The sequence below is a fragment of the Sulfurisoma sediminicola genome (genome assembly GCF_003865015.1).
In the GTDB taxonomy this organism is placed as follows: Bacteria; Pseudomonadota; Gammaproteobacteria; order Burkholderiales; family Rhodocyclaceae; genus Sulfurisoma; species Sulfurisoma sediminicola.
On record NZ_BHVV01000001.1, the window covers coordinates 256,938 to 273,590 of the forward strand.

13 protein-coding genes are annotated in these 16,653 nt (G+C 63.5%); all 13 read left to right on the forward strand.

Annotation, left to right across the window (positions count from 1 at the left end; translation table 11 throughout):
- Positions 1-117 precede the first annotated feature (117 nt).
- The 13 genes from EJE94_RS01210 (at position 118) to pyk (ending at position 16,646) form a co-directional block, all read left to right on the forward strand.
- Complete coding sequence (locus EJE94_RS01210) at positions 118-903, forward strand: HAD family hydrolase (protein WP_207855631.1); 786 nt, start codon at positions 118-120, stop codon at positions 901-903.
- A 134-nt stretch (positions 904-1,037) separates the two neighbouring features.
- Positions 1,038-2,417 (forward strand): ribulose-bisphosphate carboxylase, encoded by a 1,380-nt coding sequence (locus tag EJE94_RS01215; protein WP_121239673.1) that lies wholly within the window; start codon positions 1,038-1,040, stop codon positions 2,415-2,417.
- A gap of 78 nt (positions 2,418-2,495) precedes the next feature.
- On the forward strand, positions 2,496-3,302 hold the full coding sequence (locus EJE94_RS01220) for a CbbQ/NirQ/NorQ/GpvN family protein (protein ID WP_121239674.1): 807 nt from the start codon (positions 2,496-2,498) through the stop codon (positions 3,300-3,302).
- 70 nt (positions 3,303-3,372) lie between these two features.
- Entirely contained in the window at positions 3,373-5,643 is a 2,271-nt protein-coding gene (locus tag EJE94_RS01225; RefSeq protein ID WP_306307947.1) for a nitric oxide reductase activation protein NorD, read from the forward strand.
- A 527-nt stretch (positions 5,644-6,170) separates the two neighbouring features.
- Positions 6,171-6,647 carry a hypothetical protein gene (locus EJE94_RS14540; protein WP_147435829.1) on the forward strand — a complete coding sequence of 159 codons (477 nt, stop codon included), beginning with the start codon at positions 6,171-6,173 and terminating at the stop codon, positions 6,645-6,647.
- 152 nt (positions 6,648-6,799) lie between these two features.
- Positions 6,800-7,012, forward strand: coding sequence for a hypothetical protein (locus EJE94_RS01230; protein WP_124962380.1), 213 nt, complete (start codon positions 6,800-6,802; stop codon positions 7,010-7,012).
- A 111-nt stretch (positions 7,013-7,123) separates the two neighbouring features.
- A complete protein-coding gene (locus EJE94_RS01235; protein ID WP_124962381.1) occupies positions 7,124-8,113 on the forward strand; it encodes a hypothetical protein in 990 nt (329 codons plus the stop codon).
- 663 nt (positions 8,114-8,776) lie between these two features.
- Entirely contained in the window at positions 8,777-9,799 is a 1,023-nt protein-coding gene (locus EJE94_RS01240; protein WP_121239677.1) for a class 1 fructose-bisphosphatase, read from the forward strand.
- 37 nt (positions 9,800-9,836) lie between these two features.
- Positions 9,837-10,724: a phosphoribulokinase gene (locus EJE94_RS01245; RefSeq protein WP_121239678.1), complete on the forward strand. Its 888-nt coding sequence runs from the start codon at positions 9,837-9,839 to the stop codon at positions 10,722-10,724.
- Between the two features lie 120 nt (positions 10,725-10,844).
- Positions 10,845-12,857: a transketolase gene (gene tkt, locus EJE94_RS01250; RefSeq protein WP_121239679.1), complete on the forward strand. Its 2,013-nt coding sequence runs from the start codon at positions 10,845-10,847 to the stop codon at positions 12,855-12,857.
- Between the two features lie 22 nt (positions 12,858-12,879).
- Entirely contained in the window at positions 12,880-13,878 is a 999-nt protein-coding gene (gene gap / locus EJE94_RS01255) for a type I glyceraldehyde-3-phosphate dehydrogenase (RefSeq protein ID WP_121239680.1), read from the forward strand.
- Positions 13,879-13,965: 87 nt separating this feature from the next.
- A complete protein-coding gene (locus EJE94_RS01260; protein ID WP_121239681.1) occupies positions 13,966-15,150 on the forward strand; it encodes a phosphoglycerate kinase in 1,185 nt (394 codons plus the stop codon).
- Positions 15,151-15,200: 50 nt separating this feature from the next.
- Positions 15,201-16,646, forward strand: a complete 1,446-nt coding sequence (gene pyk, locus EJE94_RS01265) for a pyruvate kinase (RefSeq protein ID WP_121239682.1) — start codon at positions 15,201-15,203, stop codon at positions 16,644-16,646.
- The last annotated feature ends 7 nt before the right edge of the window (positions 16,647-16,653 follow it).

The window sequence follows — 16,653 nt, forward strand, 5'->3', positions numbered from 1 at the left end:
TGGGACATCCATCAGCCTTTTTGGGGCCGGTTCTGGCGCCGGGAGGTGGCAATCTTATCATTCCGATAAGAATATCTGACTTCATCTTATGGTTTTCACCCACTATGCTGCGCGGCCATGAAAACTCAATTGCCGCTTCAAGCGCTGATCTTCGACGTCGATGGCACGCTCGCCGACACCGAACGCGACGGTCACCGCATCGCCTTCAACGCCGCCTTCGAGGAAGCCGGCATGGCCTGGCACTGGGACGCGGCGCTCTACGGCGAGCTGCTCGCCGTCACCGGCGGCAAGGAGCGCATGCGCTTCTACGCCGAGAAACACGATCCCGCCTTCCTGCAACAGGCGGATGCCGACGACAGGATCAAGGCACTGCACGCGTCCAAGACCCGACACTACCTCGCGCTGGTCGGCCGCGGCGGCATCCCCTTGCAGCCGGGCGTGGCCCGCTTGATGCGCGAGGCGCGCGCGGCCGGCCTGCGCCTCGCGATCGCGACGACGACCACGCCGGAGAACGTCACCAGCCTGCTCAAAGCCAGCCTCGCGCCCGATGCCGAGTCGTGGTTCGAGGTGATCGGTGCCGGCGACGTGGTGCCGAAGAAGAAGCCCGCGCCCGACATCTACACCTGGGTGCTGGAAAAGATGAATTTGCCGGCCGGGGCCTGCCTTGCCTTCGAGGATTCGGCCAACGGCCTCAGGGCCAGCCTCGCCGCGGACCTGCCGACGCTGGTGACCGAGAGCGAATACACCCTGGACCACGATTTCACCGGCGCCTTCGCCGTGCTGTCGGATCTCGGCGAGCCGGATCGCCCCTGCGCGGTGCGCCGCGGCGACATGCATGGCAGGCACTTCGTCGATATCGAACTGCTGCAGATCTGGCACCGGGAACTTATCAGCAATACTTGATGATCATGATAAAAAATAGTGACTAGTCTTTATAGACCATGCTCACTAAGATGCCTCCCCACGCAATACCGAATACCGCAACAAACACAACCCGGCATTACGCCATTAGCCGTCAATAATCGAGGAGAAAACGCATGGATCAATCCGCACGTTACGCCGACCTGAGCCTCAAGGAAGAAGACCTGATCAAGGGCGAGAAGCACATTCTCGTCGCCTACAAGATGAAGCCCAAGGCCGGCTACGGCTACCTCGAGGCCGCCGCCCACTTCGCCGCCGAGTCCTCGACCGGCACCAACGTCGAAGTGTCGACCACCGACGAATTCACCAAGGGCGTGGATGCGCTGGTGTATTACATCGACGAAGCCACCGAGGATATGCGCATCGCCTATCCGATCGAACTCTTCGACCGCAACGTCATCGACGGCCGCTTCATGCTGGTCTCCTTCCTGACGCTGGCCATCGGCAACAACCAGGGCATGGGCGACATCGAGCACGCCAAGATGATCGACTTCTACATGCCGCAGCGCTGCATCCAGATGTTCGACGGCCCGGCCACCGACATCTCCAACCTGTGGCGCATCCTCGGCCGCCCGGTCAAGGACGGCGGCTACATCGCCGGCACCATCATCAAGCCCAAGCTCGGCCTGCGTCCCGAGCCCTTCGCCAAGGCGGCCTACCAGTTCTGGCTCGGCGGCGACTTCATCAAGAACGACGAACCCCAGGGCAACCAGGTCTTCTGCCCGCTGAAGAAAGTGCTGCCGCTGGTCTATGACTCGCTCAAGCGCGCCCAGGACGAAACCGGCCAGGCCAAGCTGTTCTCCATGAACATCACCGCCGACGACCACTACGAGATGATCGCCCGCGCCGACTACGCGCTGGAAGTGTTCGGCCCCGACGCCGACAAGCTGGCCTTCCTGGTCGACGGCTACGTCGGCGGTCCCGGCATGGTCACCACCGCCCGTCGCCAGTATCCCGGTCAGTACCTGCACTACCACCGCGCCGGCCACGGCGCCGTGACCTCGCCGTCCGCCAAGCGCGGCTACACCGCCTTCGTCCTGGCCAAGATGTCCCGCCTGCAGGGTGCCTCCGGCATCCACGTCGGCACCATGGGCTATGGCAAGATGGAAGGCGAGGCCGACGACAAGATCATCGCCTACATGATCGAGCGCGACGAGTGCCAGGGCCCGGTCTACTACCAGAAATGGTATGGCATGAAGCCGACCACCCCGATCATCTCCGGCGGCATGAACGCGCTGCGCCTGCCCGGCTTCTTCGAGAACCTCGGCCACGGCAACGTGATCAACACCTCCGGCGGCGGTTCCTACGGCCACATCGACAGCCCGGCGGCCGGCGCGATCTCCCTGCGCCAGTCCTACGAGTGCTGGAAGCAGGGCGCCGACCCGATCGAGTTCGCCAAGAGCCACAAGGAATTCGCCCGCGCCTTCGAGTCGTTCCCGAAGGATGCCGACAAGCTCTACCCGGGCTGGCGCGAGAAACTCGGCGTCCACAAGTAATCCGGACTCTGATAGAAAAGACCCCGCTGCGGCGGGGTTTTTTCTTCGCCAACCCTGAATTTTCGATCGGAAATCGCCATGACGACGGACAAAGAGCAGTACAAGGTCCACAAGGAACCCTTCTATCAGGCCCAGGGCAAGGAAGTCGTGCTTTACGAGGCCGCCTACGCCGCACGCCTGCCGGTGATGGTGAAAGGCCCGACCGGCTGCGGCAAGTCGCGCTTCGTCGAATACATGGCGTGGAAGCTGGGCAAGCCGCTCATCACCGTGGCCTGCAACGAGGACATGACCGCCAGCGACCTCGTCGGCCGCTACCTGCTCGAAGCCAACGGCACGCGCTGGCTCGACGGCCCGCTGACCACCGCCGCGCGCATCGGCGCCATCTGCTATCTCGACGAGATCGTCGAGGCGCGCCAGGACACCACGGTGGTGATTCACCCGCTGACCGACCACCGCCGCACCCTGCCGCTGGACAAGAAGGGCGAGCTGATCGAGGCGCACCCGGACTTCCAGCTGGTGATCTCCTACAACCCGGGCTACCAGAGCCTGATGAAGGACCTGAAGCAATCCACGAAACAGCGCTTCACCGCCTTCGATTTCGACTATCCCGAAGCGACGCTGGAAACGCAGATCATCGCCAGGGAAACCGGGCTGGACGAGGCGACCTCGGCCAAGCTGGTGAAGATCGGCCAGACCGCGCGCAACCTCAAGGGCCACGGCCTCGACGAGGGCATCTCGACGCGCCTGATCGTCTATGCCGCGACGCTGATCAAGAACGGCGTCGATCCGAAGGACGCCTGCCGCATGGCCATGGCGCGACCGATCACCGACGACAGCGACATCCGCGCGACGCTCGACCACGCCATCGACGCGACCTTCGCCTAAGAAAAGTTATGCGAAGCGGTATCCACAGGACGGCTCTGGCGACACGGCGATGACCACCGGAATCCGCCCCGTGACGGACGCCCGCAAGCGTCCCATGATGCACCCGCAGGTGCAGACCTACTGGCACGAAGTCGATTGCGGCTTCCCGCCGGTGGCCGACGTCTTCGAGGAATGCGTCTACGAGGCGCTGGCCGTCTTCTCGCGCGAGCAGATGAAGGCCTACCTCGAGGCGGCGCGCGTGCTGGGCAAGCTCGGCCGCGGACCCGAGCCGATGCTGGCCTTCCTCGAGGAATGGCCGAGCGTCGTCACCGCCGTCGGCGCCGACGTGCTGACGCCGGTGATGGACTTCGTGCGGGCGATGCAGAAGTCGCCCAACGGCAAGGCCATCGCCCCCTTCCTGCAGACGCTGGCCGCCGTGGCCCGCCGCCTGCAGTCGGCCGAGCAGTTGCAGTTCTACATCGACATCGCGCGCGACCTGATGGTGCGCACCACCGGCTCCATCCACGGCCACCACACCACCTTCCCGAGCCCGGGGCTGCCGGAGTTCTTCGCCCAGGCCCCGTTCCTCGCCAAGCTGCTGTCCATGGCGGGCGTGAAAAACTGGGTCGAATACGGCATCCGCAACTACGGCAACCACCCGGAACGGCAGGTCGAGTATTTCCAGCTCAAGTCGGCCGACAGCCGCGCCGTGCTGCAGCGCGAACGCCACGGCACGCTGTTCGCCGACGTCGAGCGCCAGCTCGACCTCTACCTGCGCGCGCTGTGGTGCGACAGCGACACGCTGGTGCCCTACTCGACGGCCTTCGACGAGATCCGCAAGCCGATTCCCTATTACGACAAGCTCGGCCTGCGCGTGCCCGACGTCTTCGACGATGCGCAGGGCGTGGCGGGGCTGGACCGCTACCGCGCCGTCCTCGCCCATATGATCGGCCACCGCCGCTGGAGCAAGCCGCAGATCGCCGACAACTGGAGCCCCTTCCAGCGCATGGCGGTGGAGTTCTTCGAGGACTGCCGCATCGAGAACCTGCTGATGCGCGAATACCCGGGCCTGCGCCGCATTTTCCTCGCGCTGCACCCCAAGCCGGTCGAGGATGCCTGCGATCCCGAGACCACCTCCTGCCTGCGCCACCGCCTCGCCATGCTGTCGCGCGCGCTGATCGATCCCGACCACGGCTATGCCGACACGGATCTGCTGACGTTCGCCGGCCGCTTCCATGAATTGATTGCCGCTGGCGAATCCAGCACGGACGAGATTGCCACCCTCGCGCTCTCCTACGTCGCCAAGACCCGCCGCCAGAGCGACCAGCTGGCCAAGGTGCATTTCGACGACACGGTGGTCGACTACCGCGACGACAATCGCCAGCTGTGGCGCTTCATCGAGGAGGGCGACGAGGAGGAGGCCTTCGACGAGGAGCGCAGGCTCGAGCAGAACAAGGAGCCGCAGGGCCTGCCGCCGCGCCACTACCACGAGTGGGACTACCAGAGCCAGACCTACCGGCCGGACTGGGTCAGCCTCTACGAGGCGCTGCACCCGAGCGGCAACCCCGCGGTCATCGACCGGCTGCTGGCCAAGCACGCCGCGCTGGCCAAGCGCCTCAAGCGACTGCTCGACCTGCTGAAGCCACAGGACAAGGTGCGCATCCGCTACCAGGAAGACGGCACCGAGCTCGACCTCGATGTGGCCATCCGCTCGCTGATCGACTTCAAGGGCGGCGCCACGCCCGATCCGCGCATCAACATGAGCCACCGCACCGACGGCCGCGACATCACGGTGATGCTGCTGCTCGACCTGTCGGAATCCCTCAACGAGAAGATTGCCGACGGCAGCCAGACGATCCTCGAGCTCAGCCAGGAGGCCGTCTCGCTGCTGGCCTGGTCGATCGAGGCGCTGGGCGACCCCTTCGCTATCGCCGGCTTCCATTCCGATACCCGCCACGAGGTGCGCTACCACCACATCAAGGGCTTTTCCGAAGGCTGGGACGACGCCGTGAAGGGGCGGCTGGCGGCGATGGAGGCCGGCTGGTCAACCCGCATGGGCGCGGCCCTGCGCCACGCCGGCCACTACCTGTCGGCCCGCAAGGCCGACAAGAAGATCCTGCTGCTGCTGACCGACGGCGAACCGGCCGACATCGACGTCGCCGACCCGCAGCACCTGCGCGCCGATGCCAAGAAGGCGGTCGAGGAACTGGCGACCAAGGGCGTCACCACCTTCTGCCTCAGCCTCGACCCCAAGGCCGACGAATACGTGCGGGACATTTTCGGCAACCGCTACGAAGTGCTCGACCGCATCGAGCGGCTGCCCGAGAAGCTGCCGATGCTGTACATGGCGCTGACGAAATAATCGGCGGGGTGCCGGCGGGCGCTTGCACGCCGCCCCTTCCCCGCCGCCCCAGCCCTGCGGGCTTCCCTCGCTCCGGGCCAGCAGTCCGGCCGGCCGCTAAACTTGCTTCGCTCAGACAACGCGTCCGGACCCCTCCGGCCCGCCACCCCTCCACTCGGCGCGGCAGAGGGGAAGGCGAAGCGCACAAGCACCCGCCACCGTCCGCCCATGCCCGCTCTTGTGAAAATGCCGGATACATCTTCTAATGCATCGAACATACTCGAGGGCCGTGTCCGCATGCTGCAATACCCGAGAAAATCGTTCCGTATTGACGCAATGTTTTGCGTCATGACGCAATTTCTTCCGTCATTTAGGCGGTCCGCTTCTAGTTAGGCACTATGTCCGTTGCCCCGCATTCCGACGTCGATCTTGTCTTCCTTGACCTCCAGGACGCAGTGAAATCTCTGTCTGAGTCTCGTGCATCGCCAAAGGAGATTCGCCGAGCGCTTTCGCGTTACATCGAACTGAGTCAGCGGCTCACTGCCACGATGAGAAAGGACTACAGTAAGCGATGCAAGGGCAAATGGGAGGCCTCCTCGTTCGTTGGCTGGAACCCTAGAACGGAGCTACTCAAGTACTTGCGGAATCAAGATCAGCATGGTGAGCAGGTCTTCATCACAGTTCACGATCGACACTTCTACGACGTTCCGGATGACGTTGAAATTGGCGGGATTCCGGGCAGGCAATTCGTGGTGGATGGCCACTGGCAGATGACTGACCAAACTCTTGACCGGCAACCGGAGGGTCTAGAGGTCGGACTTGGAGGCCCGGGCGTACCGTATGAATCAACAGAGATACTCAAGCCCACTCGTACCGAGAGTTCCTATGTTCTGTTCCCGCGGAAACCCGAGGATCAAAGCAGATTTCAAGCCGCAGCTGTTAGCGATGTTCATGAGTTCGCACGCGACACGCTTGCGACCCTGACAGAGTACTTTGAATTTTACAAGGCAAAGGTTGGAGCCTAACAGTTAGTTCGCTCAACCTCGCTCCCTTCGGTCGCTGGACGCTGCGCGGTAAAGCTGCGCAGCGCCGGGTAGTTCTACGTTGGGGGTTTCCATTTCCACACCAGCGGCCGTCTTGGTTTTTCTCATTGCTCAACTCCTACCGGTAGATAATCATGGCCAATGAATTTGGTTCCACTGAAGGCGCCCATTTCATCACTTCCTTTCGAGCTTTCGCTCACGACAACGGAATGCCAGGGGTTCGTCTGAAAAAAGATGACGGCTCTTTTGTTGATGTTGTGTTTTCGGTTCCCGGTATTCAGGAGCTACAAACACAACTCGTCCTGGCGCTACATCTGGTCGAGAAGACTTCCGGCGCACAGCATTAGTCATGGCTCCACACCCCCAACCCGGCGCTCGACCCCGTTCGCTTCGCTCTCTGGACTCACGGGCGATGAACCCGCCCGTGAGCCGGCTGGCTCTACGTTAGGTTGCACAAAATGCCCTCGTCCCACCAGCTGTTTTGCTACGCGATTGCAGGTGCGATGCTGCTTGGAGCATGCCATCAAAGTGCAGCCGACCCACCGGCATCGACAAAAGCAAATATTTCAGACCACCGCGAGTCAGATGTAATAGCGCAGTCGCAGCCCTTGGTCTCGGGGGCTGCATCGCTGAGTTGCGACTACGACTATCAGGGTCGGACTGATCGCATTCTGAACTCGATCAACAGTGACGAGATTCGAAAACTCGTTCGTGATTGCGTCAACGCGGGTAGGAACATGGTGCATCTCTACTATAAGGGCGCGATTGGAAGTGACCTTAAGCCACTTTTGCTTGCACTTCACCAAGTGTTGTCCGACGAAGGAATACGCACTCGGATCTTCGAGATTGACTCATCGGGAGGCGACGTAGATGCAACCATGGCTACTGGCGAAGAACTCTCCAACGGCAACTGGGCCGTGTGGGTCAATCGCGAAGCGCGCTGCTACAGCGCCTGCGTCTTGCTCCTCGCAGCAGGCACTCATCGCTCCATTAGCGGGCAAGTTGGAATCCACCGGATGTTGAATCCAAAGTCCCGGGCGAGAACACCGGCAGAGTTACAAGTCGAACTTGAGTCGCGCCTCAACGCCGTGAAGAACTATCTGACTAGGTACGGCGCGAATCCAGCGCTCGCTGACCTGATGATGACGATACCCTCGAGAGAAATTCGCGTGCTGAGCCAAGCCGAACTCGATCATTTCGGCCTTAATGGCAAGAACTCAGTGAAGGCCGACCTCGCTCGTCTGGATGTGGCCAGACGTTGCGGCGATGACTTCGTACAAAGGTGGGACGAGTACGGCCAGGCTATCAAGAGTTGCTCGATGTCCGGAAAGCAGGGCCTAGAAGACAAACGAAACTTCGTTGCGTGTATGAACCGAATCCATGATCGATTGGGCTTTCCTGACTCGAAGTGTCCCAACGACGGGCCTCTCCGTTTGCCAGCACCGTAGAGCGGCTTTTTGTGGAAGGGCAGTGCAACCTAACCCCCCAGGTTCGAGCCGACAGTTCCCGGCGTATCGTGGTCTGCGGCTCAACTCAAACGTTGAACGTCTACTTTCACACCCAAGCTAGTTCCGCTGTGGGTCGATGACCGATGCTTGGTCCCCTCTGCCCCGCCGAGCGGAGGGCTGTCGGGCCGGGGATGTCCGGCCGCGTTGTCTGAGCCGAAGGCGAGTTTAGCGGCCGGCCGGACTGACGGCCCGGAGCGAGGGTAGCCCGCAGGGCCGGGGCAGCGGGGCGCGTTTCTTTGGGTACTTTCTTGCCGCGCGGCAAGAAAGTACCTCGCCCGCCGGGGCGAGACCCGGCAACCGCCAACGCCCATGAAAAGTCGGCGCCGGCGGCACGCCGGATACCCGCCCGGCATGGTGCACAGCAATAATAGAAGGCTTATTCTCACGATAAGAAAAAGTGAATGGCGCTTATGGTCAAGCCCCGCTAAATTCCCTCCGTCGGATCGGGGTTTCCCGATCCACGCTTCTCCACTCCCTCTGGCGTAACAGCCAGTTTGACCCCGCCCCCCGTGCAACCCCGGGGGCGGGGATTTTCTTCTGGGCGAGTGCGACGGCGTGGTCTACCGGCAAAAAAACAGAACACGAAAAGGAAGGACAGCATTCATGCAGGACGGCCGCACCACACTCACCCAGTTCATCATCGAGGAGCAGCGCCATGTCGCGGGGGCGACCGGCGATTTCACCGGTCTGCTCAACGACGTCGCGACCGCCTGCAAGGTCATCAGCAATGCCGTTTCCAAGGGCGCGCTGATCGGCGTGCTCGGCAGCGCCGGCGAAGAGAACGTGCAGGGCGAAGTGCAGAAGAAGCTCGACATCATCTCCAACGACGTGATGATCAAGTCCAACGAGTGGGCCGGCCATCTCGCCGGCATGGCCTCGGAGGAGATGGAGGACATCTACCCGATCGCCGGCACCAATGTCCGCGGCAAGTACCTGCTGGTGTTCGATCCGCTCGACGGCTCGTCGAACATCGACGTCAACATCACCGTCGGCACCATCTTCTCCATCCTGCGCTCGCCCAATCCGGGCGTCGATGCCACGCTCGAGGATTTCCTCCAGCCCGGCAGCCAGCAGGTCTGCGCCGGCTTCGCCCTCTACGGCCCGTCGACGCTGTTGATCATCACCACCGGCCACGGCGTGAACGGCTTCACGCTGGACCGCGAAGTGGGCGAGTTCATCCTCACCCACCCGGACATGCGCATCCCCGAGGACACGCAGGAGTTCGCCATCAACGCCTCGAACGAGCGCTTCTGGGAATGGCCGGTCAAGCGCTACGTCGACGAGTGCATGGCCGGCAAGATCGGCCCCCGCGGCAAGGATTTCAACATGCGCTGGATCGCCTCGATGGTCGCCGAGGCCTACCGCATCCTTACCCGCGGCGGCGTCTTCATGTATCCGAAGGACACCAAGGATCCGAGCAAGCCGGGCCGTCTGCGCCTGCTCTACGAAGCCAACCCGGTCGGCTTCATCATCGAGCAGGCCGGCGGCAAGTGCACCACGGGCCTGCAGCGCATGCTCGATGTCCAGCCGACCTCGCTGCACCAACGCGTGCCGCTGATCTTCGGCTCGAAAAACGAAGTGGAACGCATCGAGCGCTATCATACCGAGTTGCGCTCGGCCGCCTGACCGCCGCCAGAATTCTTAAATAGAGGGGAGACAACCCATGTCGATCAAGCATCCCATCATCGCCGTCACCGGTTCCTCGGGCGCCGGCACCAGCACGGTCAAGAACTCCTTCGACCACATCTTCCGCCGTGAGAAGATCACGCCGGCCGTGATCGAGGGCGACTCGATGCACAAGTACGACCGCACCGAGATGAAGAAGGTCATCACCGACGCGGAAGCGAAGAACGCCGAGCATCTGCCGACCCACTTCGGCCCCGAGAACAACCTGCTGCCGGAACTGGCCGAGATCTTCCGCGCCTATGGCGAGACCGGTCGCGGCAAGCGCCGCTTCTACCTGCACAACGAGCAGGAAGCCGCGCCCTACGGCCAGCAGCCCGGCACCTTCACGCCCTGGGAAGAGTTCCCCGAGCACACCGACCTCCTGTTCTACGAGGGCCTGCACGGCGCCTATGTTGGCGACGAGGCCGACGTGGTCCAGCATGCCGACCTGGCCATCGGCGTGGTGCCGGTGGTCAACCTCGAATGGATCCAGAAGATCCATCGCGACACCGAGGGTCGCGGCTACTCGGTCGAGGCCGTGACCCACACCATCCTGCGCCGCATGCACGACTACGTGAATCACATCTGCCCGCAGTTTTCGCGCACCCACATCAACTTCCAGCGCGTGCCCATCGTCGACACCTCGAACCCGTTCATCTCGCGCGACATCCCGACGCTGGACGAATCGCTGGTGGTGATCCGCTTCCGCGACTACCACGGCATCGATTTCCCCTACCTCCTCAACATGATCCACGACTCCTTCATGTCGCGCCCGAACTGCATCGTCGTCCCGGGCGGCAAGATGGGTCTCTCCATGGAGCTGGTGCTGTCGCCCATCATCCTGGACATGATGGAAAAAAAGTGGAAGCGCAGCTCTAGCAAGTAACCAGGGGCTGCGCTTGACGACCGCGCCCGGCTCGCGCCGGGCGCGGGCGGTTATTTTCATACCACCGAAATTTCGAAGATAATGTCGGGTTCCACCCGACCCCAATTAACGAGGGAAGCAATGAGCACGTTCAGCGATTTCGACCCACCCGTTTTCAACAACCTGACCAGCGCCATCCGCGCCCTGGCCATGGATGCAGTGCAGAAGGCCAATTCCGGCCACCCCGGCGCCCCCATGGGCATGGCCGAGATCGCCGAGGTGCTGTGGAACCACCACATGCGCCACAACCCCGGCAACCCCAAGTGGGCCAACCGCGACCGCTTCGTGCTGTCCAACGGCCATGGCTCGATGCTGATCTACGCCCTGCTGCACCTGACGGGCTACGATCTGTCCATCGACGACCTGAAACAGTTCCGCCAGCTGCACTCCAAGACCCCGGGCCACCCCGAACTCGGTTACACGCCGGGCGTCGAGACCACCACCGGCCCGCTCGGCCAGGGCATCACCAACGCCGTCGGCATGGCCATGGCCGAGAAGCTGCTGGCCAACGAATTCAACAAGCCAGGCCACGAGATCGTCGACCACCGCACCTGGGTGTTCCTCGGCGACGGCTGCCTGATGGAAGGCATCTCGCACGAAGCCTGCGCGCTGGCCGGCACTTGGGGCCTGGGCAAGCTGACCGCCTTCTGGGACGACAACGGCATCTCCATCGACGGCCACGTCGAGGGCTGGTTCACCGACAACACCCCCATGCGTTTCGAGGCCTATGGCTGGCACGTCGTGCCGAACGTCAACGGCCACGACCCGGAAGCGCTGCACGCCGCCATCGAGGCCGCCAAGGCCGTCACCGACAAGCCTACGCTGATCTGCTGCAAGACCGTGATCGGCGCCGGTTCGCCGACCAAGCAGGGCACGCATGACGTGCACGGCGCGCCGCTCGGCGACATCGAGATTGCACTGACCCGCCCGCACATCGGCTGGAACTTCGGCCCCTTCGAGATTCCCAAGGAAGTCTATGAGGTCTGGGACGCGAAGAAGAAGGGCGCCGAATGGGAAGGTTCGTGGAACCAGAAGTTCGAGCACTACGCCAAGGCCTTCCCGGCCGAAGCGGCCGAGTTCAAGCGCCGCATGGCCGGCGATTTGCCCGCCCAGTGGGCCGAGCACGCCAGGAAGGCCATCGAGGCCTCCAACGCCAAGGCCGAGACCGTCGCCACCCGCAAGGCCTCGCAGATCGCCATCAACGCCCTGGCCCCGGCCCTGCCCGAGTTCCTCGGCGGCTCCGCCGACCTGACCGGCTCCAACCTGACCAACTGGACGGGCTGCACGCATGTCTCCGGCAAGTCGTGCGGCAACTACATCTCCTACGGCGTGCGCGAATTCGGCATGTCGCACATCATGAACGGCATGGCGCTGCACGGCGGCCTGCTGCCCTTCGGCGGCACCTTCCTGATGTTCTCGGAATACGCCCGCAACGCCCTGCGCATGTCGGCGCTGATGAAGCAGCGCGTGATCTACGTGTTCACGCACGACTCCATCGGCCTCGGCGAAGACGGCCCGACGCACCAGCCGGTCGAGCAGATCGCCACGCTGCGCCTTATCCCCAACATGGACCTCTGGCGTCCCTGCGACACCGTCGAGACCATGGTCGCCTGGACCCAGGCGGTCGAGCGCAGCAACGGCCCGACCTCGCTCGCCCTGTCCCGCCAGAACCTGCCCTTCGTCGCCCGCGACGCCGCCACCATCCAGAACATCAAGAAGGGTGGCTACGTGCTCTCCGCCGCCAAGGGCGCCGCCAAGGCGATCATCATCGCCACCGGCTCGGAAGTCGAGCTCGCGCTCAAGGCCCAGGCAGAGCTGGCCCAGAAGAACATCCAGGTCAGCGTCGTGTCGATGCCCTCGACCAACGTCTTCGATCGCCAGGACCAGGCCTACAAGGACAGCGTGCTGCCCAAGGGCCTGCCGCGCATCGTCGTCGAGGCCGGCGTCACCGACGGCTGGTGGAAGTATGTCGGCGGCGAAGGCAAGGTCATCGGCCTCGACCGCTTCGGCGAGTCGGCCCCGGCCGGCCAGTTGTTCAAGGAATTCGGCTTCACGGTGGCGAACGTCGTGAGCGCCGTCGAGTCATTCATCTAATCACACTCAGGAGCTAATTCACATGGCTATCAAAGTTGGCATCAACGGCTTCGGCCGCATCGGCCGCATGGCTTTCCGCGCCATCGCCAAGGACTTCCCCGAACTCGAAGTCGTCGGCATCAACGACCTGCTCGAGCCGGACTACCTGGCCTACATGCTGAAATACGACTCCGTGCATGGCCGCTTCAATGGCGACATCGCGGTCGAGGGCAGCAACCTGATCGTCAAGGGCAAGAAGATCCGCCTGACGGCCGAGAAGGACCCGGCCAACCTGAAGTGGAACGAGATCGGCGCCGACATCGTCATCGAATGCACCGGCTTCTTCCTGACCAAGGAGACCTGCCAAAAGCACATCGCCGCCGGCGCCAAGAAAGTGGTCCAGTCGGCTCCCTCCAAGGACGACACCCCGATGTTCGTCTACGGCGTGAACCATGAAAAGTATGCCGGCGAGACCATCGTCTCCGCCGCCTCCTGCACCACCAACTGCCTGGCCCCCGTGGCCAAGGTGCTGAACGACAACTGGGGCATCAAGCGCGGCCTGATGACCACCGTGCATGCCGCCACCGCCACCCAGAAGACCGTCGATGGCCCGTCCAACAAGGACTGGCGCGGCGGCCGCGGCATCCTCGAGAACATCATCCCGTCCTCGACCGGCGCCGCCAAGGCCGTCGGCGTGGTGCTGCCCGAACTGAAGGGCAAGCTCACCGGCATGGCCTTCCGCGTCCCGACCTCCGACGTTTCCGTGGTCGACCTCACCGTCGAACTGAACAAGGAAGCCTCCTACAAGGACATCTGCGCCGCCATGAAGGCCGCTTCCGAAGGCGCCATGAAGGGCGTTCTGGGCTACACCGAAGAGAAAGTGGTCTCCACCGACTTCGTCGGCCACACCGCGCCTTCGACCTTCGACGCCGAAGCCGGCATCGCCCTCGACGGCACCTTCGTCAAGGTCGTGGCCTGGTACGACAACGAGTACGGCTACACCTGCAACATGCTGCGCTTCGTCAAGCACGTCGCCAAGTAAGCAATCGGCAATCCAAGCGCTGCCCCTCCGCAACATGGAGCGGGCAGCGCTTCAGTGGCCGATTTCAACAAATTCAGGAGACAACACATGCCCAAGTTCATCCGCATGACCGACCTCGACCTCAAGGGCAAGCGCGTGTTCATCCGCGCCGACCTCAACGTGCCGGTCAAGGACGGCAAGGTCACCTCCGACGCCCGCATCACCGCCTCGATGCCCACCATCGAGCACGCCATGAAGGCCGGCGCCAAGGTCATGGTGACATCCCACCTCGGCCGTCCGACCGAGGGCGAATGGAGTGCGGAGGTTTCGCTCAAACCTGTCGCCGACGTCATGGCCGCCAAACTGGGCAAGCCGGTGCGCCTGATCAAGGACTGGGTCGATGGCGGTTTCGATGTCGCCGAGGGCGAAGTCGTGCTGCTGGAAAACTGCCGCGTCAACAAGGGCGAGAAGAAGAACGTCGAGGAAACCGCGCGCAAATACGCCGCCCTCTGCGACGTCTTCGTCATGGATGCCTTCGGTACCGCGCACCGTGCCGAAGCCTCCACCTACGGCATCGCCCAGTACGCACCGGCCGCCTGCGCCGGCAAGCTGGTGTCGGAGGAACTGGAAGCGCTGGACAAGGCACTGGCCAACCCGGCACGGCCGATGGTCGCCATCGTCGGCGGCTCCAAGGTCTCCACCAAGCTGACCGTGCTGGAAGCGCTGTCCGAGAAATGCGAACAGCTGGTGGTCGGCGGCGGCATCGCCAACACCTTCCTCGCGGCATCCGGCAAGCCCATCGGCAAGTCGCTGTGCGAGGCCGACCTTATCCCGACCGCCCAGGCGCTGATGAAGAAGATGACGGCGCGCGGCGCCACCATCCCCATCGCCGTCGACGTGGTCTGCGGCAAGAAATTCGACGCCGCCGAGCCGGCCGTGAGCAAGGATGCCGGCGCCGTCAGTGATGACGACATGATCTTCGACATCGGCCCGAAATCGGCCCAGGAACTCGTCGACATCATCATGAAAGCCGGCACCGTGGTGTGGAACGGGCCGGTCGGCGTGTTCGAGTTCGACCAGTTCGGCGAGGGCACCAAGGCCATCGCCATGGCCATCGCCAACACCAAGGCCTTTACCCTGGCCGGCGGTGGCGACACCATCGCCGCCATCCAGAAGTACGACATCTTCGACAAGGTGTCCTACATCTCCACCGCCGGCGGCGCCTTCCTCGAGTATCTCGAAGGCAAGGTGCTGCCCGCTGTCGCCATGCTCGAACAGCGCGCCAAGGGCTGAACTCTCTCTTCGGGCCGCTCTGCAAAGGGCGGCCCGATTCACTCGTGAAAATGTCCACTCGAAAACGCACCACCAAGATTGTCGCAACGCTGGGGCCCGCATCGAGCAGCCCCGAAGTGCTGACGCGTCTCGTCGAAGCCGGCATCGACGTCGTCAGGTTGAATTTTTCCCACGGCACGGCCGCCGACCACAAGGGCCGCGTCGACACGCTGCGCAACCTCATCGAGCACAGCGGCCGCACCGTCGGCATCATGGCCGACCTGCAGGGCCCGAAAATCCGCATCGGCAAGTTCGCCGGCAGCAAGGTGCTGCTGAAGAACGGCCAGCCCTTCGTCCTCGACGCCGAATGCGAGCTGGGCACGACCGACTGCGTCGGCCTCGACTATCCGGAACTGGTCGATGACGTACACCCCGGCGACGTGCTGCTGCTCGACGACGGCCGCATCGTCATGGACGTCGATCAAATCGACGGCACGCAGATCCGCTGCATCGTGCGCCAGGGAGGAGAACTCTCCAACAACAAGGGCATCAACCGCCAGGGTGGTGGCCTCTCCGCGCCCGCGCTGACGCCAAAGGACATGGAGGACATCCATACCGCGGCCAGCCTCGGCATCGACTACGTCGCGGTGTCGTTTCCCAAGTCCGGCGACGACATGCGCCTGGCGCGCGCGCTGCTGCTGGCGGCCGGCTCCAGCGCCCTGCTGGTGGCGAAGATCGAGCGCGTCGAAGCCGTCGACAATCTCGAGCACATCCTCGACGCCACCGACGGCGTCATGGTGGCGCGCGGCGACCTCGCCGTCGAAGTCGGCGACGCCGCCGTGCCGGCGCTGCAGAAGAAGATCATCCGCATGGCGCGCGAACACAACAAGTTCGTCATCACCGCCACCCAGATGATGGAATCGATGATCCACAGCCCGGTGCCCACGCGCGCCGAGGTGTCCGACGTCGCCAACGCCGTGCTCGACGGCACCGATGCGGTGATGCTCTCGGCGGAGACCGCCGCCGGCGAATACCCGGTCGAGACCGTCACGGCCATGGCGCGCATCTGCCGCGAGGCGGAGAAGTCGGCCGACACGGCGCTGGATACGCAGTTTCTCAACCGCGTGTTCACCCGCATCGACCAGTCGATCGCCATGGCCGCGCTGTTCGCCGCCCACCATCTCAAGGTCAAGGCCATTGCCGCGCTGACCGAGTCCGGCTCCACGGCCCTGTGGATGTCGCGCCTCAACGCCGGCGTGCCGATCTATGCCCTGACGCAGGATGTCGCCACGCGCTACAAGGTCAGCGTCTTCAAGGGCGTGTTCCCGGTGATGATGACCCAGAGCGGACACGACCGCGACCAAGTGCTGCGCGACGCGGAAGACGCCATGATCGCCTCGGGCGCCGTCGAACCCGGCGACCTGATCGTCCTCACCATCGGCGAGCCCATCGGCAAGCCCGGCGGCACCAACACCCTCAAGATCATCAAGGTCGGCGAGCACCGACCGGCTCACTAAACCACAC